Origin of the sequence: Aminobacterium sp. EBM-42 (assembly GCF_001896635.1) — a bacterium.
GTDB classification, from domain to species: Bacteria; Synergistota; Synergistia; order Synergistales; family Aminobacteriaceae; genus Aminobacterium; species Aminobacterium colombiense.
On sequence record NZ_MPPC01000003.1, the window covers coordinates 23,853 to 47,637 of the forward strand.

24 protein-coding genes are annotated in these 23,785 nt (G+C 46.4%); 9 read left to right on the forward strand and 15 right to left on the reverse strand.

Annotation, left to right across the window (positions count from 1 at the left end; all coding sequences use genetic code 11):
* Positions 1–4: 4 nt before the first annotated feature.
* Genes rsxE through rsxC form a run of 4 tightly spaced genes read right to left on the reverse strand, consistent with a single transcriptional unit; the run spans position 5 to position 3,475 of the window.
* Positions 5–637: an electron transport complex subunit RsxE gene (rsxE, locus tag BUC50_RS00145; protein WP_013047522.1), complete on the reverse strand. Its 633-nt coding sequence runs from the start codon at positions 635–637 to the stop codon at positions 5–7.
* Positions 637–1,206 carry an RnfABCDGE type electron transport complex subunit G gene (locus BUC50_RS00150; RefSeq protein ID WP_213700369.1) on the reverse strand — a complete coding sequence of 190 codons (570 nt, stop codon included), beginning with the start codon at positions 1,204–1,206 and terminating at the stop codon, positions 637–639. The genes rsxE and BUC50_RS00150 overlap by 1 nt, the downstream gene beginning before the upstream one ends.
* A gap of 2 nt (positions 1,207–1,208) precedes the next feature.
* On the reverse strand, positions 1,209–2,144 hold the full coding sequence (locus tag BUC50_RS00155; protein WP_273015476.1) for an RnfABCDGE type electron transport complex subunit D: 936 nt from the start codon (positions 2,142–2,144) through the stop codon (positions 1,209–1,211).
* 8 nt (positions 2,145–2,152) lie between these two features.
* Entirely contained in the window at positions 2,153–3,475 is a 1,323-nt protein-coding gene (gene rsxC / locus BUC50_RS00160) for an electron transport complex subunit RsxC (RefSeq protein WP_273312677.1), read from the reverse strand.
* 317 nt (positions 3,476–3,792) lie between these two features.
* On the opposite strand from rsxC, the gene BUC50_RS00165 reads away from it, so the two are divergent.
* From BUC50_RS00165 to cysK, 8 genes are all read left to right on the forward strand, one after another.
* Complete coding sequence (locus BUC50_RS00165; RefSeq protein WP_213700372.1) at positions 3,793–4,518, forward strand: transglycosylase SLT domain-containing protein; 726 nt, start codon at positions 3,793–3,795, stop codon at positions 4,516–4,518.
* On the forward strand, positions 4,433–5,788 hold the full coding sequence (locus BUC50_RS00170; protein WP_286677027.1) for a class I SAM-dependent rRNA methyltransferase: 1,356 nt from the start codon (positions 4,433–4,435) through the stop codon (positions 5,786–5,788). The genes BUC50_RS00165 and BUC50_RS00170 overlap by 86 nt, the downstream gene beginning before the upstream one ends.
* Positions 5,789–6,082: 294 nt before the next feature.
* Positions 6,083–7,636, forward strand: coding sequence for a 2-isopropylmalate synthase (locus tag BUC50_RS00175; protein ID WP_273312674.1), 1,554 nt, complete (start codon positions 6,083–6,085; stop codon positions 7,634–7,636).
* Entirely contained in the window at positions 7,617–8,906 is a 1,290-nt protein-coding gene (locus tag BUC50_RS00180; protein ID WP_286677028.1) for a 3-isopropylmalate dehydratase large subunit, read from the forward strand. The genes BUC50_RS00175 and BUC50_RS00180 overlap by 20 nt, the downstream gene beginning before the upstream one ends.
* A gap of 2 nt (positions 8,907–8,908) precedes the next feature.
* Positions 8,909–9,424: a 3-isopropylmalate dehydratase small subunit gene (locus tag BUC50_RS00185; protein ID WP_286677029.1), complete on the forward strand. Its 516-nt coding sequence runs from the start codon at positions 8,909–8,911 to the stop codon at positions 9,422–9,424.
* A complete protein-coding gene (locus BUC50_RS00190) occupies positions 9,421–10,554 on the forward strand; it encodes an isocitrate/isopropylmalate dehydrogenase family protein (RefSeq protein WP_273015232.1) in 1,134 nt (377 codons plus the stop codon). Before BUC50_RS00185 ends, BUC50_RS00190 begins: the two co-directional genes overlap by 4 nt.
* Positions 10,555–10,887: 333 nt before the next feature.
* Positions 10,888–11,553: a serine O-acetyltransferase gene (gene cysE / locus BUC50_RS00195; protein ID WP_213700924.1), complete on the forward strand. Its 666-nt coding sequence runs from the start codon at positions 10,888–10,890 to the stop codon at positions 11,551–11,553.
* A 1-nt stretch (position 11,554) separates the two neighbouring features.
* Positions 11,555–12,481, forward strand: coding sequence for a cysteine synthase A (gene cysK / locus BUC50_RS00200; protein ID WP_273015233.1), 927 nt, complete (start codon positions 11,555–11,557; stop codon positions 12,479–12,481).
* Positions 12,482–12,545: 64 nt separating this feature from the next.
* Here the strand turns inward: cysK and BUC50_RS00205 are convergent, their stop codons facing one another.
* Positions 12,546–13,562, reverse strand: a complete 1,017-nt coding sequence (locus BUC50_RS00205; RefSeq protein WP_273015234.1) for a dihydroorotate dehydrogenase-like protein — start codon at positions 13,560–13,562, stop codon at positions 12,546–12,548.
* Positions 13,563–13,685: 123 nt separating this feature from the next.
* Between BUC50_RS00205 and BUC50_RS00210 the strand changes: the two genes are divergently transcribed.
* Positions 13,686–14,255 carry a nitroreductase family protein gene (locus BUC50_RS00210; RefSeq protein ID WP_213700918.1) on the forward strand — a complete coding sequence of 190 codons (570 nt, stop codon included), beginning with the start codon at positions 13,686–13,688 and terminating at the stop codon, positions 14,253–14,255.
* A gap of 12 nt (positions 14,256–14,267) precedes the next feature.
* Here BUC50_RS00210 and BUC50_RS00215 read toward each other — a convergent pair whose 3' ends face one another.
* The 10 genes from BUC50_RS00215 to BUC50_RS00260 form a co-directional block, all read right to left on the reverse strand.
* On the reverse strand, positions 14,268–15,650 hold the full coding sequence (locus BUC50_RS00215) for an NAD(P)/FAD-dependent oxidoreductase (RefSeq protein ID WP_273015235.1): 1,383 nt from the start codon (positions 15,648–15,650) through the stop codon (positions 14,268–14,270).
* Between the two features lie 168 nt (positions 15,651–15,818).
* Positions 15,819–15,959 (reverse strand): hypothetical protein, encoded by a 141-nt coding sequence (locus BUC50_RS00220; RefSeq protein WP_273015236.1) that lies wholly within the window; start codon positions 15,957–15,959, stop codon positions 15,819–15,821.
* Between the two features lie 324 nt (positions 15,960–16,283).
* Positions 16,284–17,564: a TRAP transporter large permease gene (locus BUC50_RS00225; protein ID WP_273015237.1), complete on the reverse strand. Its 1,281-nt coding sequence runs from the start codon at positions 17,562–17,564 to the stop codon at positions 16,284–16,286.
* Positions 17,561–18,040 carry a TRAP transporter small permease gene (locus BUC50_RS00230; RefSeq protein ID WP_273015238.1) on the reverse strand — a complete coding sequence of 160 codons (480 nt, stop codon included), beginning with the start codon at positions 18,038–18,040 and terminating at the stop codon, positions 17,561–17,563. Before BUC50_RS00230 ends, BUC50_RS00225 begins: the two co-directional genes overlap by 4 nt.
* Before the next feature lie 90 nt (positions 18,041–18,130).
* Positions 18,131–19,135 carry a TRAP transporter substrate-binding protein gene (locus BUC50_RS00235; protein WP_273015239.1) on the reverse strand — a complete coding sequence of 335 codons (1,005 nt, stop codon included), beginning with the start codon at positions 19,133–19,135 and terminating at the stop codon, positions 18,131–18,133.
* A gap of 13 nt (positions 19,136–19,148) precedes the next feature.
* Complete coding sequence (locus BUC50_RS00240; RefSeq protein WP_273015241.1) at positions 19,149–20,075, reverse strand: ketopantoate reductase family protein; 927 nt, start codon at positions 20,073–20,075, stop codon at positions 19,149–19,151.
* A gap of 21 nt (positions 20,076–20,096) precedes the next feature.
* Positions 20,097–20,921, reverse strand: coding sequence for a 3-methyl-2-oxobutanoate hydroxymethyltransferase (gene panB / locus BUC50_RS00245; protein WP_273015240.1), 825 nt, complete (start codon positions 20,919–20,921; stop codon positions 20,097–20,099).
* 57 nt (positions 20,922–20,978) lie between these two features.
* The gene (locus tag BUC50_RS00250) at positions 20,979–21,758 is read right to left on the reverse strand and encodes an IclR family transcriptional regulator (RefSeq protein ID WP_213700519.1); all 780 of its coding nucleotides are present in this window, start codon (positions 21,756–21,758) and stop codon (positions 20,979–20,981) included.
* Positions 21,759–21,985: 227 nt separating this feature from the next.
* Positions 21,986–23,461 (reverse strand): sodium/pantothenate symporter, encoded by a 1,476-nt coding sequence (gene panF / locus BUC50_RS00255; RefSeq protein WP_286677030.1) that lies wholly within the window; start codon positions 23,459–23,461, stop codon positions 21,986–21,988.
* Positions 23,461–23,736 (reverse strand): YhdT family protein, encoded by a 276-nt coding sequence (locus BUC50_RS00260; RefSeq protein ID WP_286677031.1) that lies wholly within the window; start codon positions 23,734–23,736, stop codon positions 23,461–23,463. The genes panF and BUC50_RS00260 overlap by 1 nt, the downstream gene beginning before the upstream one ends.
* Between the last annotated feature and the right edge of the window lie 49 nt (positions 23,737–23,785).

The following is a 23,785-nucleotide window of genomic DNA, read 5'->3' on the forward strand; positions in this document are numbered from 1 at the left end:
AACTTTACGCATCAGCGAAATGGCTTATTCTCTTGTTCTCTTTTTTTCTTCTCGTGTTTATGTAGTTTATAAGGGCCATAAGTATCCCGAGGGTTAAAAAACCACCTGGCGCAAGAATCATAATAAGGGCTGGGCTATACCCTGCTGGAAGGAGCTGGGCCCCAAATAGAGATCCAGAACCTAAAAGTTCGCGGATGGAACCGAGAACAACCAAGGCTAATGTAAAGCCAAGGCCCATGCCAATGGCATCAAAAAGAGAGGACACTACACTATTTTTTGATGCATGGGCTTCTGCCCGGCCCAAAATAATGCAGTTAACCACTATAAGTGGAATAAATATCCCTAAAGCTTTATTCAGCCCTGGAAGGAATGCTTGCATAAAAAATTGAATGAGGGTCACAAAGGTAGCAATAATAATAATGAATGCCGGAATTCTCACTTCGTCAGGGATAAATCGCTTTAAAGCTGAGATAGCCATATTGGACCCCATGAGAACGACCGTAGCTGCAAGACCCATTGCAAGGCCATTTTCTGCACTCGTTGTTACAGCAAGGGTTGGGCACATTCCAATAACTTGCACAAAGATGGGATTGTTCTTTATTATTCCGTTTTTGAGCCTCTCTAAAACCATTCCCATTATGCCCCTTCCCCCTTTAGACTGGATCGGAAAAAGGCCAATGCCTCATTTACGCCATCAGTCACAGCCTTTGACGTGATAGTAGCTCCTGTCAGCGCCTGTATTTCATTGTCTTTAGAAGGTTTTCCCTTCACCAAGGCTATCCCCTCGCTCTGTCGATCCACGAACTGGTTTGAGAAGGCTGGTTTTCCCGCTTCCGCACCTAATCCCGGAGTTTCAGCATGAGAGAGAATCTGAATCCCTCGAAGGGTGCCGTCTATGGAAACGCCCACCATCATGTCAATCACTCCCCCATATCCTTTGGGAGAGATCTTTATGTTGTAGCCTACGATTTTCCCATTGCTGTAGCCAGCGTTCACTTCGTGAATTATGCTTTGAGCAGAAATAATCGGGCTGATTCGCTTAAATTCTTCCGCTGTAGGGAGAGTGGATCTCATGGCGTCAAGTTTTTCCTTTTCAAGAAGGCGGGCAATGGGCTCTTCCGTAACTCCATGGATTCCTCCAAGAAGAAACCCTGCGGAAGCTGTTATTATAAAAAGAATAACTCCTAGTTTGCATATGTTCTTCACTTTTATCTCACCTCTCCAAAAATCCGTGGAACAGTTACCCTGTCAATGAGGGGAACAAAAAGGTTCATTATGAGAATCGAATATGAAACGCCTTCTGCGTATCCCCCGTATAACCTAATAAGGGTTGTTAGAATACCGCAACCCGAAGCAAATATGACTTGCCCCTTTTTTGTCATTGGAGAGGTGGTGTAATCGGTAGCCATAAAAAAGGCTCCCACCATCAACCCTCCAAGAAAGATCTCATAAAGTGGATTTCCCGTCATCCAGCCCTCCCGTCCCAATAGCGCTGTAAGGACAAAGACAGTGGAAATATATATAACAGGGATGTGCCAACTGATCACCTTTCGCCAGAGAAGATAGGCGCCGCCAAGCAAAAGGGCCAATGCCGAGGTCTCTCCTAAACATCCCCCCACATGGCCTATAAAAACATCGCTAAGGGTCGGAAGGATTGCAACAGTCCCCTCTTTTAACAAAGCGAGGGGTGTTGCCGTTGTCATTCCGTCGACGGCCCAGGTCGTCATCGCCACCGGCCACGAGGCTAAAAGCATCGCACGGGCAGCAAGGGCGGGGTTAACTATATTTTGTCCGATCCCCCCAAAAAAGTGCTTCACCACAATAATGGCAAATATGCTCCCGAAAGCGGCAAGCCAAAGAGGAACTGTGGGGGGGAGGTTAAAGGCTAGAAGAAGCCCTGTTACCACGGCGCTTAAATCTTTAATTGTTTGGGGATGCCCCATTAGTTTTTGCCATGCAGCTTCTGAAACAACACTGGCAAGAACACAAACAGCTATAACCGTAAAAGCCTTAAATCCAAAAAAATACAACGCCGCTGCCAATGCTGGAGCAAGGGCAATAAGAACATCGCCCATTATTGTCTGCACAGTAGCATGGGCCCGAAAATGGGGAGATGATGCAACTACAAGTTTTTTTTCAGTCATCCTTCACGTTACCCCTTTCTCTTCATGGCTGCTATGACAGATCGCTTTGCCTCTCGGCAAGATTGCACCAGATGCCTTTTGGAAGGGCACATAAAGGAGCAGGAGCCACATTCGATGCAGTTCATTCCGCCATTATTCTTAAAACCCATGTAATCGCTCTTCAGAGAGAGAGCATTCAGCTTAAAGGGAAGAAGTCCCATGGGACAGGCCTCAACACATCGGCCGCACCGGATGCAAGAGTATTCTTCATTCAATGGAGCCGCCTTTTCTGAAAGAGCGATGATCCCCGACGTTCCCTTAACCACCGGCACATCAAGACTATTGATAGACATTCCCATCATAGGGCCTCCAGCCAGCACTTTGATAGGAGGCGTAACAAAACCGCCCGCTGCCTCTATGACCTCTCTGAAGCATGTTCCCAGACGGACCCTCAGGTTTTTGGGAGTGGCAACTGCGTCTCCTGAAACAGTAACTATCCGGGAAAGGGACGTTCGCCCGGTCACAACAGCGTTGCGAATCTCATAAACAGTATAGGTATTAGTTACAACGCAGCCGGCATCGGCAGGAAGTTTGCCCGAGGGCACTTCCCTCCCTGCAACGGCAAATATCAACTGTTTTTCGCCGCCTTGAGGATATTTAGTCTTCAAAACATCCACAGAAGCCCTGTCTATTCCTTTAAATGCTTCTGTCATTTTTCTTATGGCCTCCGGCTTGTTATCTTCAATAGCCATATGCAGATGGGCCTGGGGGAATATTTGTAGAAGGATGCGGGCGCCTTCCGCTATCTTATCTGGCTCCTCAAGCATCATGCGGTAGTCGGAAGTAAGATAGGGCTCACACTCTGCGCCGTTTATAATAACGTGGTCTATGGGCCTATCTGCGGGAGGTGTCAATTTTATATGGGCGGGGAAACATGCACCACCCATACCGACAATCCCTGCATCCTTTATAATGTCTCGAAGCTCATCAGGAGCAAGATTCTCAAATGATCGGGACATTAGAGGCTCCGCCTCTTCATAGAGGCCATCATTTTCAATTACGACTGACATGACATCCATGCCAGGAGGAGTTGGCAATTCAGCGATATTCTTTACCGTACCAGAAACACTTGAATATACGGCAGCTGAAACCGGCCCCTGGGGTTCACCTATTTTTTGCCCGACAAGAACCCGTTCCCCTTTTTCAACTATAGGCTTACAGGGCGCCCCAATATGCTGACCCATAGGAAAAACGAGATCGCCCATGGGCAATAAGTCTTCAACAAGTTTTTCGGATGTCCAATGTTTATTGTCTGGAGGGTGGGCCCCTCCACTAAAAGTTAAAAGCTTCATTGCAACCTTTTGCCTCCTATAAACATCAGATTAATGATAATGACAACGCGAAATATTTATGTATAAATTATACTACATACTTCATGCTTTCATAATTAGTTCTTTTTTTCTCTTTATTCTACACGCTTTGCGTCATTTTTTCAGATTAATCGCAGTATTTTAAAAAAAGAACGTTTTCAATAACATGATTTGTAGCAAATTAACAAGGAACTACAAAACTTGCACATCTCCTCTTGATGGATATAATCTCTTATTGCCTTTCATGCCAAAACATGAAGGGCTTTTAATTTTCCGAACTCTGAAAGGAGGGAAACAGATTGAGGAAAAGCATTCAAAAGATGGTCCTCACTGTTTTACTGCTCTCCATGGCCGGGCTGATAGCCTTTACTGCAGGAAATCGTTATATACGTTTTATGCCCCGCAATAGAAAGGAGACAATACAGTCCCAAAAAATTCAGCTTCACGATTGGGTTTCAGAACCCGCCGCCGCATCTTTTTATCAGATAGGTCGATTTGTGACCAACCATTTTTCAGAAGTCCTGTCTAAACATTCAACCCCATTTATTTCCCTTTCTCATACCATTCAGGATTCCATAAAAACCATGAGCATGCTGACGCATTTTATACAGAAACAAAATCCGGCCATTCCGAGAGATGTAGCTGCACAAGAAGCCGCTGCTTTTATGAGGTACTCCACTAAATACGGAGCACCCCTTGATCTGGTAGTAGCTGTAGCAAACACAGAAAGTCACTTTAACCCTGACGCAAGAAGTTCTTACGGAGCCGCTGGCGTTATGCAAGTAACGTGGAGGATACACGAAAACTTGCTGCGGGCTAACGGTATCCATAGTGAAAAAGAGCTTTATACTGCCGACAAGGGAATTGCTGCGGGATGCCTGCTTATTTCAAGGTATCTCAGAGCCTACGGCTCTGCCGAAAAGGCCCTGGGCCGCTACTATGGCGGTTCGGCATCGGTCTATTGGGGAAGGGTTTCCAAAAACTTATCGAAGCTTCAACGATATCGCCCTAAAAATCATCTATAATAATTTAGTAACGGGCAATAAAGATTATGTGGGGGCCCTGCTTCGTGGGTCCCCATTAAAGATGGTGAAAAATCCTACGAACAAGATAAAGGGCGCTATTGTAAACAAGACCGGCCTTGAGCGCTTGAACAAGAAACATCCCTGGATCTTTAAGGGGCATCTGGCTTCATCACCCCTGGCAGAACCAGGGGATCTTGTGTCTCTTCACAACAATCGAGGAAGAATTGAAGGGTGGGGATTTTGGAGTGCTGGCTCTCTTTGTACACGGGTGCTTACTTTCGGCTCTCAAAAACCTGACATTCAAAGACTTCTCGCTTTTCGCCTAGAAAAAAGCCTCGCTTTTCGTAAACGGTGGCTCAGCAAAGCTGAGGCCTTTCGTTTGGTTCATAGTGAATCTGATGGACTACCAGGATTGATCGTAGACATATATGGACCTATAGCCAGTGTGCAATTGCTGTCTACAGGCTGGTACAAACATCGCAGCATGGTAGTAGATTCTCTTCTAGCCCTTCTTCCCCTTGAGGGGGTTGTTTTGCGAAATGATGTCCGCTATCTTGAGCAGGAGGGCATTCCCAGGGAAATTCGCCTTCTATGGGGGAAGCTTCCCCCACAAAACTGTATCGATATTTCCTTTGGAGAAATAAAGGAGCGGGTCTACCCTCTAGCGGGACAGAAAACAGGCCTTTATCTTGATGTGCGAAATCTTCCATTTCTTTTTAAGAATATTTCTTCCGAAGCGGATGTGTTAGACTGTTTCTGCTTCCGGGGACATTTTGGCCTTCATGCTCTTCATTGGGGAGCACGATCTGTCACAGCTGTGGAACAATCGGAAGAAGCCCTTGCAGTGTATAGAGAGAACCTACAGATGAATGGCCTTTCCTCCAAAGATGTCGACCTTCGTCATGGTAACGCCTTCGATGAGCTGCGTCGACTAGAGGGGGAGAAAAAACTTTACGACATCATTATTATGGATCCCCCACCCTTTTCGCCCGGCAAGGCCCAGATAGAATCTGCCCGTCGAGGCTATAAGGAGTTGGCTCTTCGCGCCTATCGCCTTCTTCGCCCTGAGGGAGTGCTTCTTTATCTCTGCTGCAGCCATGCTTTCAGCAGACAGATGCTTATCGAAGTGTTAAGAGATGCCGCCATAGATAGAAGACAGGCTTTCCGCATAGTGCGGGAAGGATACCAGCCTGAAGACCACCCTATTGCCCTTGAGATTCCGGAAACAAACTATTTGAAAGGGCTTCTTGTGCAGGGAGTCGAGGAATAAACAGTATAGTATTGACAGAATGAGCCATTCTTCATAGAATGACTCCATTCCAAAAAAATTTTCAAATCTAAATGAGGAGGGAAACGCAAATGAAAGAACGTTATGAGAATAAAAATATGCACGCTGTTTCCTCTCTGTCCCTCCTCCTCGGTTGCTGGTTCCTGCCTGGAACGCCGGCAGCCTTATAGCTGCATTCTGGCATACTCAGGCCGGGACCTCTTTTAAAGGGGTCCCGGCCTTTTTTTATTCTTTTTCCCAGAGAAGGAAAGGAATGAACGGAAGGGAGATGTAAAAATGAACACACAAGAACAGATTCGTATTTTCGACACAACACTAAGGGACGGAGAACAGGCAGCGGGCATCAACCTCAATAAAGACGAGAAACTTCAAATAGCCCTTCAGCTTGAAAAAATGAGGGTTGATGTTATTGAAGCAGGATTCCCCGCCGCTTCTTCTGGAGACTTTGAAGCTGTTAAATGTGTAGCCAATCAGGTTTCAGCCTCTATCGTCGCCGGGCTCGCCCGGACAAAAAGGGCGGACATTGGTGCAGCCTACGAAGCTTTAAAGAATGCAGCACGCCCTATGATCCATACTTTTATCGCCACAAGCCCAATCCATATGGAATATAAGCTCAGAATGACCCCTGAGGAAGTTCTGAATGAGGTTCGTCAAGGGGTGTCGTATGCCAGAAGCCTTATGGAAAGGGTTGAATTTTCCGCAGAAGACGCTAGCCGCTCCGAGCCCGCCTTTTTAGCTGAAGTATTCCGTACCGCGGTAGAGTGTGGGGCCACCACCCTCAATATCCCCGATACCGTAGGATATGCTGAACCCGGGGAATTCGAAGTCTTTGTTAAAACCGTCATCGCAGCGACAGGAATACAGAATGTAATATGGTCGGTCCATTGCCACAACGACCTGGGGCTTGCTGTCGCCAACTCTCTTGCGGCTGTTAAGGCCGGAGCCCGGCAGGTGGAATGCACAATAAACGGGCTGGGTGAACGAGCGGGAAACACCTCTCTTGAAGAGATCGTCATGGCCCTTCGCACGAGAAAGGACCGTTTTAGATATGAGACAGGCCTCGATACAAAACGTTTATGGGCGGTAAGTTCCCTTGTCTCTAGAATGACCGGATTTGCGGTTCCGCCGAATAAAGCCGTAGTCGGGGCCAACGCCTTTGCCCATGAAGCAGGCATCCATCAGCATGGGGTTCTCTGCAACAAGGCCACTTACGAAATTATGAACCCTGAAGATGTCGGAGCGCCGGGAAGCCGCCTTGTTCTTGGAAAACATTCAGGAAAACACGCTTTCAAAAAACAGGTAGAAGACCTGGGCTTCTCTCTTTCCGAAGATCGCCTTGCAGAGGCCATGGCCCTTTTCAAAGATCTTTGCGACAGAAAAGAAATCATCACATCAGAAGATATTGAAGCCATGATTACCAATGAAATTCTCGCTGGCCCCGCAAGCAAGCGCATTATCCTCAAGAATTTTCATGTCCATGTTGGAAAAGGCTGGGGATCTGCTGCCATCTCCCTGGAAGATGACGGCCAGGTGTTTTCTGACGCCGCCACTGGGAATGGGCCTGTGGACGCCGCCTATTCGGCCATTCAGCGAATCATAGGGTTTCGGCCAAAACTCGAGCATTACTCCATCCGCTCTGTAACTGAGGCTTCTGATGCCATTGGAGAGGCCAGGATCACTCTTCAGTTTGAGGGACTTGTGGTCAATGGCCGGGGAGCCAGTACAGACGTTATCGATGCAAGTATCAAAGCCTATATTGACGGCATAAACCATCTTTTTCAAAAAGCAGTCACAAAAGGAGTGTCTATCTATGGCAAGAACGCTGGTTAGTACAATTATTGCAGCTCACAGTACGGGTTCCCCTCAAGAAGGGGAAATTTGCAAGGTTAGAGTAGATTTCGCCTTTGCCAATGATATTACAACCCCACCGGCTATACAGTCATTCAAGGCTATGGGCGCAGAGAAGGTGTTTGACCCCCGTCGTTGTGCGGTGCTGCCCGACCACTTCACCCCAAACAAGGACATTGCCTCTGCTGAACAGGCAAAGAAGGGGAAGGAATTTGCACAATCACAAAAAACGCTCTACTGGGAAGTAGGCCGAGTAGGCGTTGAACACGCTTTTCTGCCGGAGCAGGGATACATCCTCCCTGGAGACATTGTTACCGGCGCTGACAGCCACACTTGCACCGGCGGGGCCCTTGGCGCCCTTTCCACCGGGATGGGGAGCACTGATCTCGCCGCTGTATGGGCTTTGGGAGAAACATGGCTAAAGGTTCCTCCCACGCTGAGAGTCGATTTTGTAGGGGAAAGGCCAGGCTGGGTGACGGGAAAAGATATGATTTTGGCCCTTTTGGGGCGAATCGGCGTTCAAGGAGCCCGCTACATGGCCCTTGAGTTTGGAGGAGAAGCTCTTTCCTGCCTTCCCATGGATGATCGCTTTACCATCGCCAATATGGCCGTAGAAGCAGGTGGGAAAGCCGGTATCTTTGTGCCTGACCAGACCATGCTTGAATACGCTTCAAAGCGGGCAAGTCGACGTTTCACCCCTTTGTACCCCCATGCCCAGGCTAGTTATTTACGAAGAGAAACTGTCGACGTAACCAATATGGAACCTGTTGTGGCCCTACCCCACTCACCAGATAACGTGAAGGCTGTAAAAGCATGCCGGCCCTTCGATATCCATCAGGTCTTTATCGGATCATGCACCAATGGAAGATTCAGAGACATCGAGATGGCCGCTCTTCTTCTGGAAGGGAAAAAAGTGGCTGACAATGTGAGGTGTATTGTGATTCCCGCTTCTTATGAAGTTTATAACCAGGCCCTGGAGAAAGGGTATATCAAAATATTTGCAGATGCCGGGGCAGTGGTATGTACTCCAACCTGCGGCCCCTGTCTTGGTGGGCATATGGGCATTCTTGCCAATGGGGAACGGTGCGTTTCAACAAGCAATCGAAACTTCGTCGGCCGAATGGGACATTCAAAAAGCGAACTTATTTTAGCGAGTCCCCTTGTGGCAGCAGCAAGTGCGATAACCGGCAAATTGACCGACCCAAGAGATATAGCAACACATGAATTTTTCACCAGACTGGAGGGAAAATAGAAATGACCTGCACTCTCAAAGGAAAAGCCTGGACATACGGCGACCATATTGATACAGATGTCATCATACCTGCCAGGTACCTTACATCAAGCGATGAAAAAGAATTAGGTAAACATTGCATGGAGGATATAGATGCTGATTTTTGCAAAAAAGTGAACCCGGGAGACATGATCGTTGCGAAAGAGAACTTTGGTTGCGGTTCTTCTCGGGAACACGCACCTCTTGCCATTAAGGGAGCCGGATGCAGCTGTGTCATAGCCGCCTCTTTTGCCCGCATTTTCTTTCGAAACGCCATCAATGTGGGACTTCCTATATTTGAATGCCCGGAAGCAGCGGACTCTATTGAAACAGGAGACGAAATTGAAATTAACACCAAAGCGGGAACCATCGAAAACAAAACGAAGGGAAAAGTTTTTTCCGTCACTCCTTTCTCACCCTTTTTGCAGGAACTCATTGAACAGGGCGGCCTTATCCCCTACGTTAGAAAGCAACTGGAATCAGGGAGGGGTAAAAAATGAGCTTTAAAAGATATTCTATTGCCCGTATTGCAGGAGACGGCATAGGTCCCGAGGTGATTAAAGAGGCTTCTAAGATTCTTGAAGCAGCTGGAAGTAAATCGAACTTTGCAATCGAATGGGTGGATTACCCTTTCGGCGCAGATTATTATCTTCGGACTGGGGAAACTCTTCCTTCCTCCGCTATAGAAGAAATGGCCTCATGCCATGCCCTCTTCTTAGGAGCCGTGGGAGATCCCAGAGTAAAGCCCGGCATCCTTGAGCGTGGAATTTTACTAACCCTTCGCTTTCATTTCGACCAGTATGTGAACCTGCGGCCGGCAAAGAGCTATCCGAAAGTTCCCCTGCCTATTGAGATCAAGGGCGGTAAAACCCTTGACACCCTCGTTGTTCGGGAAAATACAGAGGATTTTTACATTGGCATAGGCGGAAAAACTGAGGCTGGCCATATAGATCTCGACCTTGCCGCAAAACGAAAGCTCTATTCCATTCATGGGAAACTAACAGGAGACTTCAAAGGGAAAATAGAGGGAGCTTTCCAGCTGGGGATCGCCTCCGAGCCTGGAATTCGCAGAGTTACAGCCTATGCTTGTGAAGCGGCCATATCAAGAGGAGAAGATGCTATCACCCTTGTTTCGAAATCAAATGCCCTTCCCCAGATATACGGATTTTGGGAAGATGTGGCAAAGGATGAAGCGAAACAGCATGGCATAGGCGTCTCTGTCATCAATGTTGATGCCATGTGCTACCACCTTGTTCGAAGGCCTGACCTTTACAATGTCATCCTCGCTCCAAACATGTTCGGAGATATTGTTAGCGACCTCCTCGCCGGCCTAACCGGAGGACTTGGCGTTGCCGCGGGTGCGGATATTGGTGATTCTCTTTCTATGTTCGAGCCTATTCACGGCTCTGCCCCTGATATTGCAGGCACAGGAAAAGCAAATCCTATTGCTGCCATTCTTTCTGGCGCCCTTCTGCTCGATCATCTGGGTGAAAAAGAGACAGCGGCTTCCGTAGAAAAAGCTGTCTGTGTCTTTCTTAAAGGTGCGGATACTAAAAGGATGCCCATAGAGTTTGGCGGTGAAGGCACTGCTTCTCTAGTAGGAGAAAGCATCCTTGCGCAATTAGGTTAGACCTGTCTTGACAAATTTTATTGCCTTTCGTATAGTTTACTTCTTGGAAGGGGAGATTTCTATTGGTTATAAATGCTATGAATATATGTTGTTGTGGGAGGACGATCTAACAGTCTCCCCGTAGCGCAACAAAGGCTGCGGTGGGTATAATGCCCGTTGTAGCCAAAGAAATGCTTCGTTCTATACCATAATTGTAGAGAATGTATATACAGCGGGCTTGTCGAAAGTGGCAAGTCCGCTTTTTTTGTACAGGAAAGGAAGTGATGCCTATGGAATGCGACTGTATCTGCTGCTGTTACGAAAATCAGTTCAATTTCAGGAGGTGTCATATAAATGAAAAGATTTGTTTCTTCACTTGTAGAGGTTTGGAATACGGTAAAAGCCGATGTCGGCGCAGTGAAAGATAACGACCCTGCCTTTAAGGGAGGCCTATGGGGATGGCTTGAGGTTATTTTTTGCTACCCTGGCCTTCATGCTATTCTCGTCCACCGGATCATACATTTTTTACATACAACGTTGCATATTCCCTTTTTACCCCGGCTCTTGAGCCATGTGATGCGGTGGCTGACAGGCATAGAGATTCATCCGGGGGCCAAAATCGGGAAGGGGTTTTTCATCGACCATGGAATGGGAATCGTTATCGGTGAAACAGCGGAAGTAGGAAACAACGTAAAACTATTCCATGGCGTAACGTTGGGCGGAACAGGGAAAGAACGTGGCAAGCGCCACCCCACCGTGCATGATAACGTTATGATCGGAGCAGGAGCGAAGCTGCTTGGCAATATTACAGTAGGGGAAGGAGCCAAAATAGGAGCTGGAGCTGTGGTAGTAAGAAATGTGGAGGCTGGCTCAACGGTTGTAGGAATTCCAGCTAATGTCCGTGTTAAACATCACGACCAACACACTTCCCTTTCGAGCAGAGCTTTGCTTGACCGTATCGAAATGCTGGAACAGGAACTTGAGATACTTAAAAACTACCTTAAAAAGGAGGCTGCGTAGAATGGCCTTTAAAACAGATCAGATTGCTTTGAGAAAACGTATCGGCCGCACACCTCTGTTTGTTTTTCGCCCCAGCGATAAAGGCGCCGCTATTGCCATCAAGCTGGAGGGGACAAATATAGGAGGCTCTGTAAAAGATAGAGCTGCCTGGGGTATGCTTCGCCATGCAGAAGAAAAAGGGCTGCTCAGGGATGACACCGTCATTGTAGAGCCTACGTCTGGAAATACTGGCATTGCCCTGGCCATGCTAGGACAGGCTTTGGGACTGAAAGTGATTCTCACCATGCCCGAATCCATGTCCCAGGAGCGTCGATCCATTTTGGCTGCCTATGGCGCGGAACTCTATCTCTCCCCTGCTACGGAAGGAATGAAGGGAGCTATCGCTCTGGCCCGACATATACTTGATGAAACGCCCGGTGCTTATATGCCTGACCAGTTCAGTAATCCAGGAAACTCCTGGGCTCATTCCGTAACTACCGCCCCTGAAATTCTCACAGATATGGAGGGGCGGCCCATTTCCGCTTTTGTTGCGGGCATCGGATCGGGAGGCACCATATCAGGAACTGGAGCCATCCTCAAAGCAGTCTGGCCGGCAATTCATATAGTAGGGGTAGAACCTGCCGGCAGCCCTGTTCTAAGCGGAGGAGAGGCCGGGCCTCATAAAATACAGGGCATAGGTGCCGGATTTGCTCCTGCCGTTCTAAAGAAAGAGATATTGACAGAGGTTAAAACCGTGGAAGATGATGCCGCCCTCGAAACAACCCGCTGGCTTGCTCGTACCCATGGTCTTTTTTGCGGCATTTCCACAGGAGCCAACGTATGGGCAGCCATTCAGACAGCCAAACAGTTTACTCCTGATGATACGGTGGTTACCATTGCCTGCGACCGGGGGGATAAATATCTCAGCACTGAAGCCTTTAAAAACTGATAAAGAAAGGCGGGGGCTCAAAAAAGTGCTCCCGCCTTTCTCTTTCTCGTCATAAATTACCCTGTTATATTTCTGGACGGGACAAAAACGGCGATTCGTGGCGCATTAAAATATCCACATATTGGGCCCGTTCCCAAGCGTAGGGATCATGGGCTCTTTTTTTACTTAGCTTGCCTTTAAATTCGTCAAGAACCTCATAACCATTTTTATCCATCCACTGTTCTATGTCCTCAATCATGGTTTTCAGCGAATTAATGCCATTTTTGTAGAGGGTGCTGACAACCTGCACACAGTCTGCCCCCGCAAGAAGCATTTTTACCACATCTCTTCCAGAAAAGATTCCCCGATTCGCACAGAGCGACCCCTCAACTGCCCCGTAAAGAAGGGCCATAAAACGAAGGGGCAGGCGGGAATCAGTTTCGTGGCTCATGGTAATATCCCGAATTTCCATCTGCTTATCAGGGTCAATGTCAGGATTGAAAAAACTATTGAACAGGACATGCCCCTTTACGCCTATTTTATCGAAGGTAGAAACAACGTGAAGAGGATTTGTATAGTATGGGCTGATTTTTACTGCCACTGGAATGGAAACCACACGTAAAACTTCTTCCACTATAGCGAATTGCTTCTTCTCAATATCTTCACCGCTGAGATGGCTATCAACAGGCATAATGTAAAGGTTAAGCTCAAGACCCTGGACTCCTGTCTGACTCAATTTTTCAGCCCATTCGACCCATACGCTTTTTTGCCCCGCATTCAAGCTTGCGAAAATAGGAATTCGTGCTCCCTTCACAACCTTTTTCACCCACATGAGATGTTCTTCTGGCCCCCCGTGGGCAATCCCGGGATGAAGAGCAATCATTTCAGCATGACGCTCATCATCGTCTGTTAACTCGTGCTCCAACGCAAGGGCTTCCAGGGCAATCTGTTCTTCAAAAAGAGACTTGATCACCATCCCGCCCGCCCCAGCGTCTTCTACTTGACGAATCGTTTCAAGGTTTGATGTAATGCCGCTCGCTCCTACGATGACCGGGTTCTTTAATTCCACTCCCATGTATACTGCTGAAAAGTCAACAGTCATGCGATCTCCCCCTTTCTCGCTCGAGCAATTTTTTATTTTTACCCTTTCATACAAAACTAATATACGTATCATTGGTTTATAATAAAAATTCAAGAAATGCAATAGAGGGGAGTGAATTTAATAATGAATCTCGTGATTGAAACCATTAAAAATCGACGAAGCATCAGGCGTTACTTGCCACTACAAATAAACGACGAAGAGCTTTCGCTCATTGTGGAAGCCGGCACTTGGGCTCCTAGCGGGCATAATAATCAACCGTGGCATTTTAGTGTTATTCAAAACAAAGAGTTAATTGACATGATCAGCGATAAAACGGTGGCTCTCATGAAAAAATATTCTGTGGAGTGGGTACGTAAAATGGGGGAAAAAGAAGGGTATCATATTTATTATCATGCCCCTGCTATTATTGTCATTTCAGGAAAGAAAAATGCCGACCCCCTGCTAAAACCCATTGCAGACTGTTCCGCCGCGATAGAAAACATGCTCATAGCCGCTGAATCCCTCAATATAGGAACATGCTGGATCGGCTTTTCTGGTTTCTTTTTTTCTGTAGCCACATCAGAAGAACTGAAAGCCATAGGCGTACCTGAAGGCTATGAAGCCCTTTACAGCATAGCCTTAGGATATAAAGATCCCGACCATAAGTATGGGGCCCCCAAACGTAAAGAGGGCGTCGTTACATATATCAGGTAACAGGAAACACTGCTATCCTTGATAAAGAATTGAGCGGGCGGCTACAACGCCGCTTGATGCCGCCTGTATAATTCCACGGCTTACCCCTGCGCCGTCTCCAGCCATATAAAGGTTTCGGATGGTAGGTGTTTCAAGAGTTTCTTTTAATTCAAGCCGTAGGGAATACAGCTTTATCTCCACACCGTAAAGGAGAGTATCATTCATATTGATGCCCGGCATAATGATATTAAGGGCTTCTATAAATTCAACCACGTCAATTAAAAAACGGTGAGGTAAAACAAGGCTCAGGTCGCCTGGCTGGGCCTGGGCTGTGGGTTTAACCATTCCCCTCGTTATTCTAGCCTCTGTGGAACGGCGGCCATCCCGCAAATCGCCAAGACGCTGCAGTAAAATACCGCCGCCAGCCAACATGTTTGCCAGCTTGGCTATATGAGTAGCATAGCCTATGGGATCATTGAAGGGCTGGGTAAAGTTTTTTGTCACAAGAATGGCAAAATTCGTGTTTTTAGATTTTACATTCTTTAGGCTGTGCCCATTCACCGTGACCAGATCATGGGCCTTATTATACTCGTGTACCACAAACCCCGAAGGGTTCATACAGAAAGTGCGGCATCTGTCGTCAAAGGTAGGGGTGTTGTATAGACATTTCACTTCGTAGAAATGCTTTGTAAGATCCTGGCAAATACTATCCGAAACCTCTACTCGCACTCCAATATCTACAGGCATGGAAGCAATTGGCAAATTATATTTGTTCACAATTCCTTCGAGCCACGAGCTTCCTTCCCGGCCTGGAGCTAAAATAACGTACTCAGAGTTTATTTCCTGTCCATCCTTTAAGACGACTCCTTCGACAACTCCGCTGTGGACAACAACTTCCTTCACTTCTGTGTTCATAAGAATGTCGCATTTCTCTTTCAGTTCTTCATACATGTTATTGAGAACCATACGGGACGCATCGGTGCCAATATGACGAATTCTGGCCGGGATAATTTTTATTCCTCGACTTGCTGCCTTTTGTATGGTATCTTTCACAATTTCTCCCGTTGGCTCGTAATACTTTTTATCAGCGCCGAAGCTTACAAAAGTATCGTCTACATAGCGGATCATGTTTTCTAGAGCATCTTCCCCTATGCATTCTTCGAGGTTTCCGCCAAATCCTGTTGTCAGGGTGAGTTTTCCATCTGAAGCTGTGCCTGCACCTCCCCAACCAGAAACGATATTACATGAATTGCAGTTGACGCATACAGGGGAAAGTCCTTCAAGAATAGGGCATTTTCTTTCTTTTATAAGTTTTCCCTTATCTAAGATTAGTACTTTTTTGTCACTTTTCACCAGCTCCATGGCCGCAAAGACTCCGGCTGGACCTGATCCCACAATAATAACGTCGTATTTCACCGTTATTTCTCCCCTTCTCTGTTCAGAATTTTCTTTAAAGTGATGGGCCCATGGGAAATGTATGAAGAGTAGTCTAAAGGTGACTCTTGGATAATACCATAAAAAGAGCCCTTCTCAACGAAGGGCATCCTTGCGGTATCAAGGGGCTCATGACAATATTCGCACTTTCTAACGGTATCCTTCGAAAGGACCTCTCCATCGAACTTCGAGAAGCCCCTCCAAGTTGAACATTTCTATAGAATCCACAACTTCATAGACTACCGCTTTCTTTTCACTCTGCATCTTGCCCTTTTTCCCCATTTTGACCATGATAGCCTCCCCCTTCCTATTCTTTCTCATTGAACCTCGTTCTCTGTGTTAATTGCCTTACCCATAAAAAAAGCCGGAAACCGCTTAAAGCGGATCCCGGCTCTGGTGTCTGAGTAGAGGCAATTAAATGCCAGTCACACCAGGAGGGGATCCGCTGCTAATAATAAGTACTATAAGTAGAGCTACTAGAGACTGAACTACGAGATTCTTCATTAGCTTCATTCGGAACCCTCCTTTGCGTCTGAATTATTTGAATAGTTCAACACATTATATTGTGGATTTTTCTATCTGTCAACCTACCGAAATGACTGCGGAGCCCTTATATTAATAGAGTCCCGTCAGTCTCGGCAGAATCGTTGATATCCACGGCAAATAGGTGAGAAGCAATACATCTGCGATCATGATCAAGATAAATGGCCATACGGCACGGGTAATATCTTCAAGAGTGATATCCGCAATGCTGCACCCGATGAAAAGACAGACCCCAAGGGGCGGCGTAACCATGCCTATGGCGAGGTTCACAACTAAAACGATCCCAAAGTGGAGAGGGTCGACCCCTATCTGGGTTATTACGGGCAACAAAACCGGCACCAAAATAATGATGGCTGCCACTGTTTCCATAAAGGTTCCCAGAAAGAGGAGCAACAAGTTGATAAGGGCCAGAATGATAATGGGATTTTTCGATATGGAAAGAATGGCATTTGCCACTACCTGGGGAATCTGTTCTGCGGTAAGAATCCAGCTGAAGACAGAGGATGTGGCAATAATGAACATGATCATGGATGTTCCCACTACTGTTGTAACAAGAATATCTTTAAGCTGTGACAAATTCAGTTCGCGATAGATGAAAAAACCCACGACAAAGCCATACACAACAGCAACTACCGCAGCCTCTGTAGGAGTAAATACCCCGCCGTAAATACCGCCAAGAATTATCACTGGCATCAAGAGAGCGAGGATGGCCTGTTTAAATGTCTGCCAAATACGATTTAGCGAAGATTTTTCATCCCCTCGATATCCTTTTTTTCGAGAGATAAGCCATGCTACAAACATGAGGGAAAGGCCGACGAGTATACCTGGCAGTATGCCGCCCATGAAAAGTGCTCCTATAGATACCCCCGTAAGAACGCCGTAGATGATCATGGGGATACTTGGGGGGATCATAACCCCAAGAGTTCCTGCTGTAGCCTGAACCGCCGTAGCAAAAGGCTTGTCATAGCCTCGCCGCACCATAGCTGGAATCAGAATGGTGCCAATTGCCGCTACTGTAGCTACTGCGGCACCGGAAATGGCACCAAAGAACATGCTTGCCGTAATGGCCACAAAAGCCAAACCACCTGAAAATCGCCCGACAATGGAATTAGCAAACTCTACAAGCCGCCTTGAAATGCCCCCAAATTCCATCAATGAACCGGCAAGGATGAAAAAAGGAACAGCCATAAGAGGAAAGGAATCTGCAGCTGTGAACATCTTCTGAACAACTACGATAGGCGGAATAGACCCAGAAAAAAGAATGGCTGCAACAGAAGCCAGACCTATAGCAATGGCGATGGGCACATTCATTACAAAAAATAAGATAAGACTGGCGAAGAGAACTGCTGTCATCTGGCTTCACCCTTTCTTCCCGTCGCAATTGCCAGGGCCTGCTCAACAGAATAAACGAACATGAGCACACCACTGGTAAAAATCGCTGAGTATGGAATTCCCATGGATATTTCCATGGCTGGTGACAACTGGCTCGAAACAATGCCGAGAATTCTGCGGCCATAGATCACCATAATAGCAAAAAAGGCAGTGGCAAAGAGAGTCGCTAAAAATGCAACAACTTTTTTGATTTTACGGGGCAATATGTTTGTTACCACTTCCACTCCAATATGAGCCCCTCTTTTCACGCCGATACTGGCGCCAAGAAAAGAGATCCATATGAGAATGTATCTGGAAACTTCTTCTGACCACGGCAGAGAGGAGTGAAGAACAAACCTGAATATAACCTGTAAAAAGACAACAATGACCATTACGATCAACAGAAGGCTTACGATGTATTCCACTATACGGTTTACACCATTGAGTATTTTTTCCATCGGATCTAAACAACCCCTTCTTTCTGCCAGACAAAAAAGGGAGAAGAAAGAGGACCCCCTTCTCCCTTTCCCATATGAATGGCTTAAGTTCTAGTTCTCTGCAAGAATCTGATCAAGAAGCTTTGCGTCTTCTCCAAGCTCTCCACGGAACTCGTCATAAACAGATTTTGTGGCTTCTCGGAAAGCATCTTTATCAGGTGTATTGATCTCCATGCCCAGTTTTTTAAGCTCCTCAACCTGCTCTTCTTCCATTTTTGTAATTTGCTCTCGCTCGTAAACAGCCGATTCCTGGGCAGCCTTTAGAAAAAGCTCCTGATATTCCTTAGGCAGCTTATCGAATTTTGCTTTGCCCATTACAATCATTGACGGAGAGAAAACGTGGCCGGTGAGAGAAACATACTTCTGAACTTCGTAGATCTTCTGTGTGTAAATTATAGGTATTGGGTTCTCCTGTCCATCTACAGTACCCTGCTGAAGAGCAGTGAACACTTCACCCCAGGCCATTGGTGTGGGATCAGCTTTTACTGCCCGCCAAATAGCCATCTGTACTTTATTTTCCATAGTTCTCAATTTTAAGCCCTGAGCATCTGCTGGCATGTTGACAGGACGTTTTGAGTTTGTAAGATGTCGGAAACCATTTTCATACCACGCCAGTCCCTTAATGCCCTGCTTCTCAAGGAGTCCCATAATGTACTGTCCAATTTCTCCATCAAGAGTGGAGTAGGCCTGTGCCTTATCCTTAAAGAGGAAAGGAAAGTCAAAGATCATAAATTTCTTTTCAAAGCCGCTCATGGGACCGGTGGAAGAAACAACCATGTCTACAGTCCCAAGCTGAAGCCCTTCGATAAGGTCTCTTTCGCCTGTACCAAGCTGATTGTTGGGGAAGAGATTAATTTCCACTTCTCCGTTGGTTTCTTTTTCTACAACTTCTTTGAAACGAACTGCGCCAAGATGGTAGGGATGCTGGTCGCTTACCGCATGTCCAAGCTTAAAGGTATATTTCGCAGCCCAAACTGGTTGTGCCACAGTTCCAAGAACAAGGGCGCAAAGCAAAAGTCCCGCAATCATCAATGATTTTTTCTTCAACTGCTTCATTATGACTCCCCCTTTATACTTCTTCATAAGTTTTTTCTTTCACCGACACCAAGTTGTAAAGAACCTTGTTGACCGGTGTTGGAATACCTAAACGCTTGCCTTCTTGAACAATGGCTCCGTTAATGACATCTATCTCTGTTTTGCGTTTGTTCGAAACATCCTGGAGCATGGACGACCTATTGGTTGCCGTCAGCCTCGCAACATTTCTCGCGTGCTCCACTGGGTCTTCTCCTTCGAGAATGACGCCTTTTCCTTTCGCTACAGCAACCGCCTCTTCGACGGCAGAACGAAGGAGTTCATCTGTTTCAGAAAAATCCACAAGCCGTCCATTTTTAAGACCGGTGATAGCCGTTAGCGCATTGATGCCTATATTGACAAGAAGCTTTCCCCAAATGAGTCCCATAACATTTTGGGAAAGTTTTACATCAAAGCCGCCCTTTTCAAGCACCGCTCCGATGCATCGAAGACGTTCGTCAACAGCGCCATTGAGTTCACCAATAACGGTGACACCCTGTCCGGCATGGCGTATTTTCCCCGGTCCAAGCAATGTGGATCCGTGTCCCGTTACACCGGCAATAACTTTCTCTTCTTCAACCACGGCACTTATTTTTTCTACATTGCCGAGGCCGTTCTGGAGGGTGAGAATACTTGTTCGCTCCCCAATTATTCCCCTGGCGCTTTCTACGGCCTGAGCCGTAAGGGTTGCTTTGACAAAAACAATGAGAAGGTCGCACGGTCCTGCCTCCTCAGCAGAAGAAACAGCTCGAATAGAGCGAACCGTCCGTTCTCCCTCAATTCCCTCTATATGCAAACCCCGGTTATTAATAGCATCAATGTGGTCTTTCCATACGTCAATGAGAGTAACATCATATCCTGCTTCGGCAAGTTTCCCGCCATAGAGGCATCCCATTGCTCCCGAACCAAGAACTGCAATTTTCATTCCTTTCACCTCAGCTTACTCTTACAGATCCTTCAGATCTTCCCTGCTCAGTCCTCCGAAGGTGTGTTTTTCTTCTGGAAAAGCACCTTGACGCACTTCTTCCTTGTATGTGCTTAGCGCTTTTACAATTTCGTCTCCAATCTGAGCATACTGTTTAACGAACTTAGGAAGGAATTTATCAAAAAGTCCCAGCATGTCATGGAAAACAAGAACCTGGCCATCACAATAACGCCCTGCGCCTATCCCAATGATAGGAATGGAAACAGCTTCAGTAATGGCCCGTCCCAGTTCTTCAGGCACACATTCAACGACAATGGAAAAGGCTCCTGCTTCCTCAAGGGCCTTCGCCTCATCGATTATTCTCTGAGCTGCCTCAAGGCTCTTTCCCTGAACTTTAAACCCGCCCAGCATTGATGCTGTCTGAGGAGTGAGACCTATATGTCCCTGTACAGGAATTCCTGCCTCCACAATGGCAGACACCACTTCGGGCCGCCCTCCCTCAAGCTTGATAACATCACAGCCGCCCTCTTTCATGAGGCGGTTTGCGCTGCGGATAGCCTGAGAAATGCTCTCGTTGTAGGAACCAAAGACCATATCTCCCACGATCATTGGCGTTGGCGCGCCTTTTACCACCGGTTTGATATGGGCGATCATTTCATCTGTGGTAAGCTGAACAGTTCCTTCGTTTCCAAGCATGGTCATGGCAAGAGAGTCGCCGACAAGAATAATTTCAATGCCGGATTTTTCCACCAATACAGCCTGTGCATAATCATAGGCTGTCACCATTGATATTTTTTCACCTTTCTGTTTCATTTCTTTAAGTTTCTGGATAGTTACCTTTGCCATTTCGAGATTCCTCCCTCTTGAGAGATATAAAGGTTGTAATTCTTAGCCTTTGTCATTTCAGGATTTGTATCCAAGGGTGGTCGAAAAACGTTTGGCCACATCTATTACCAAATCCCGAATGGCGAAAAGACGTTCTGTATCTGCGTAAAGAAACTTGGGGACCGCCACACTAAGAGCGGCCAAAACCTCTCCAGAATGACCCCATACTGGAGCCGCTACGCAAAACAGCCCCTCAATATATTCTTCATTGTCGATGCAATATCCCTGCTTCCTTATACGGGCAAGATGCTGAAATAAGGTTTCAAGGTCGGGAACCGTGTTTTTAGTAAAACGCACGAATGGTTCATCTTCAAGAAGTTCCCTTACCTTTGTTTCAGGCATATACGCGAGCATGATCTTTCCGAGGCCTGTGCAATATGTTGGCATGCGTTTTCCTACAGAAAGATCTACACGTATGGTCGATTGGCTTTCAATCTTATCGATGTAAATAACATACTTGCCATCCATAACAGCCAAATTTACGGCTTCATTTGTTTTATCAGAAAGCTCTCGCATAAAAGGCATAGCCTGCTTTTTAAGACCAAGGGCCTTAACCACATTATTTCCTATTTCAAAAAGCTTGAAACTATTGGAGTATTTATGATTTTCGCGGTTTTGGTTCACATAACCAAGGCCTTTGAGGGTAGAAACGATACGATGAACAGTACTTGGCTCCAAACCAAGTTCATCGCTTATTTCAGAAATTCCTAACTCTCCGTGTTCGTCAAGAACTTCTATAATCGACATGGCTCTTTCTATGGATTGGACGTATCCGGAATTTTTTCTGGCGCCAGTCATAATGTTTTACCTCCTTAAAGATGGGGGGAGAAAACAATTTATTCCAACATTCCACGATACGGAATCAAATTCTATACTGCGGAATATATAGTTTAATTATAAGCATCCAGAATTATCTGTCAAGCTAGCTAAAGAAGAGGAATATAAAAAGAAAAAATATAGAGAAAAGACTCTTTTTCAATATAAAAAGAGTCTTTTCTCTATATAATCGCAAAAGGTTTTAAGGACTACTCCCAGAAGATCCTGATTGTTTCGTCGTCAGGTCTTTTTCCTGCATAGGCACCGATGATAAAGGCGATAAGACCGACAAGGATAGTTGGCACTATTTGGTGGGTTCCCATCCATGTAACCTTAGTGATGGTGAAATAAAAGAAAGCGCCGCACCCGGCAATGATAGAGCAGAGAGCGCCAATAGCATTGGCTCTTTTCCAATAAAGGCCTAAAATCGTAGGCCAGAGAAAGACCGCTTCAAGGCCACCGAAGGCAAACAGATTGATCCAGACTAGAAGAGAAGGAGGTTTAAGGGCCGCGATAAAAACGAGGATGCCCAAAATTCCTGTAGAAATAAAACTCACCCTCCCGAGGGTAGCTGGATTTACTTTTTCCGGATCTTTACAAAGGTAGTTTAAATAAAGATCTTTAATGATGGCTGCAGAAGCGAGAATAAGCATAGAGTCCACCGTTGACATAATAGCCGCTAGGGGACCCGCTATAAAAACACCTGCCCAAAAAGGGGAAAGGAGTTTTATTGTCAAAGTGGGCACTGCAAGATCTCCAACCTGAATGTCTGGAATAACAGCTCGCCCAAGAGCTCCCACCATATGCATGCAAAGCATAAGGAATCCCACGATAAAAGTCCCAATTATCATGGCATTATGCATGGAACGGGAATCTTTGTAGCCCATACACTTCACCGTTGTTTGAGGAAGACCCAGAATGGCAAATCCCACTAAAACCCAAAAAGAAAGAATAAAGGGTTTAGAAATAAAATTATCAGGTCCAAAAGGGGTAATGAGGGCGGGATCTATTTCATAGAGACGGGTCATAACGGCAGTCATGCCCCCTCCTGCATGAACAACGCTCCAAAGTAACGCTATTGATGCCACCACCATCATGGACCCTTGTATGGTGTCAGTAAGCACAACAGCTCTAAATCCCCCCACTGTTGTGTAGAGGATCACCGTAATGCCAAAAATAATAAGGCCTATAAGATAGGGGTAGCCAGTGATGGATTGAAAAAGTCTCGCCCCGCCAATAAATTGAGCGAGCATTGATGCCATGAAGAATATAAGAAGAGCTATAGAAGAGAGAATGACCACAAGATCATTCCGGTAACGAACCCGTAGGAATTCCGTAACTGTAACGGCCTGAATGCGACGAGCTATAATAGCAAACCTTTTTCCGAGAACACCCAGGGTTAAAAAAGCGGTGGGGACCTGGATCATGGCTAAAAGAATCCAGCCAAGCCCCATTTTATAGGCAACTCCAGGCCCTCCTACAAAGCTGCTGGCGCTGGTGTAGGTGGTGATAATTGCCATAGCCAGAACAAACCCGCCCATAGAGCGGCTTCCAAGAAAATACTCCTCGACGAAGCTTTTTGTATCGCTGGTCTTTTTCCCAATCTTTCGGCTCCAAAGAGCAATGGCCATAACCCCGCCAAGATAAATGATTAGAGGCAAGATCATAGATATTCTCTGGTTCATTAACAACCGCTCCCCTCTTTTTGCGAAGGCTCATCCAGAGGGATTTCTTTAAAAAAGATTTTGACTACTGCCCAAACGAGCAAAGAGATGGCAACATATCCAACAATGCAGCTATAGAAAAACCATGAGGGCATACCCCAGACATACGTATATGAGGACGGGTCGCCGCTTCCCAATCCATAAGCCGCCACATACCACCAGGCAAAAAAGACGCCGTAGAGCATGAAAGATATAAGGGCTTCTTTATTAGATTGACTGTAACGTCTTTTTTTCACTCATATCTCCTCCTTCGCTATTTTCCATTTATTCTGAAATGGCCGCCCC

What these genes read in the sequence shown, in the direction of transcription:
- rsxE (WP_013047522.1), bottom strand. Translation starts at nt 637, where the DNA reads ATGGGAATGGTTTTAGAGAGGCTCAAAAACGGAATAATAAAGAACAAT.
- BUC50_RS00155 (WP_273015476.1), bottom strand. Translation starts at nt 2,144, where the DNA reads ATGACTGAAAAAAAACTTGTAGTTGCATCATCTCCCCATTTTCGGGCC.
- rsxC (WP_273312677.1), bottom strand. Translation starts at nt 3,475, where the DNA reads ATGAAGCTTTTAACTTTTAGTGGAGGGGCCCACCCTCCAGACAATAAA.
- BUC50_RS00170 (WP_286677027.1), top strand. Translation starts at nt 4,433, where the DNA reads ATGGCGGTTCGGCATCGGTCTATTGGGGAAGGGTTTCCAAAAACTTAT.
- BUC50_RS00175 (WP_273312674.1), top strand. Translation starts at nt 6,083, where the DNA reads ATGAACACACAAGAACAGATTCGTATTTTCGACACAACACTAAGGGAC.
- BUC50_RS00180 (WP_286677028.1), top strand. Translation starts at nt 7,617, where the DNA reads ATGGCAAGAACGCTGGTTAGTACAATTATTGCAGCTCACAGTACGGGT.
- BUC50_RS00185 (WP_286677029.1), top strand. Translation starts at nt 8,909, where the DNA reads ATGACCTGCACTCTCAAAGGAAAAGCCTGGACATACGGCGACCATATT.
- BUC50_RS00190 (WP_273015232.1), top strand. Translation starts at nt 9,421, where the DNA reads ATGAGCTTTAAAAGATATTCTATTGCCCGTATTGCAGGAGACGGCATA.
- cysE (WP_213700924.1), top strand. Translation starts at nt 10,888, where the DNA reads ATGAAAAGATTTGTTTCTTCACTTGTAGAGGTTTGGAATACGGTAAAA.
- cysK (WP_273015233.1), top strand. Translation starts at nt 11,555, where the DNA reads ATGGCCTTTAAAACAGATCAGATTGCTTTGAGAAAACGTATCGGCCGC.
- BUC50_RS00205 (WP_273015234.1), bottom strand. Translation starts at nt 13,562, where the DNA reads ATGACTGTTGACTTTTCAGCAGTATACATGGGAGTGGAATTAAAGAAC.
- BUC50_RS00210 (WP_213700918.1), top strand. Translation starts at nt 13,686, where the DNA reads ATGAATCTCGTGATTGAAACCATTAAAAATCGACGAAGCATCAGGCGT.
- BUC50_RS00220 (WP_273015236.1), bottom strand. Translation starts at nt 15,959, where the DNA reads ATGGTCAAAATGGGGAAAAAGGGCAAGATGCAGAGTGAAAAGAAAGCG.
- BUC50_RS00225 (WP_273015237.1), bottom strand. Translation starts at nt 17,564, where the DNA reads ATGACAGCAGTTCTCTTCGCCAGTCTTATCTTATTTTTTGTAATGAAT.
- BUC50_RS00230 (WP_273015238.1), bottom strand. Translation starts at nt 18,040, where the DNA reads ATGGAAAAAATACTCAATGGTGTAAACCGTATAGTGGAATACATCGTA.
- BUC50_RS00235 (WP_273015239.1), bottom strand. Translation starts at nt 19,135, where the DNA reads ATGAAGCAGTTGAAGAAAAAATCATTGATGATTGCGGGACTTTTGCTT.
- BUC50_RS00240 (WP_273015241.1), bottom strand. Translation starts at nt 20,075, where the DNA reads ATGAAAATTGCAGTTCTTGGTTCGGGAGCAATGGGATGCCTCTATGGC.
- panB (WP_273015240.1), bottom strand. Translation starts at nt 20,921, where the DNA reads ATGGCAAAGGTAACTATCCAGAAACTTAAAGAAATGAAACAGAAAGGT.
- BUC50_RS00250 (WP_213700519.1), bottom strand. Translation starts at nt 21,758, where the DNA reads ATGACTGGCGCCAGAAAAAATTCCGGATACGTCCAATCCATAGAAAGA.
- panF (WP_286677030.1), bottom strand. Translation starts at nt 23,461, where the DNA reads ATGAACCAGAGAATATCTATGATCTTGCCTCTAATCATTTATCTTGGC.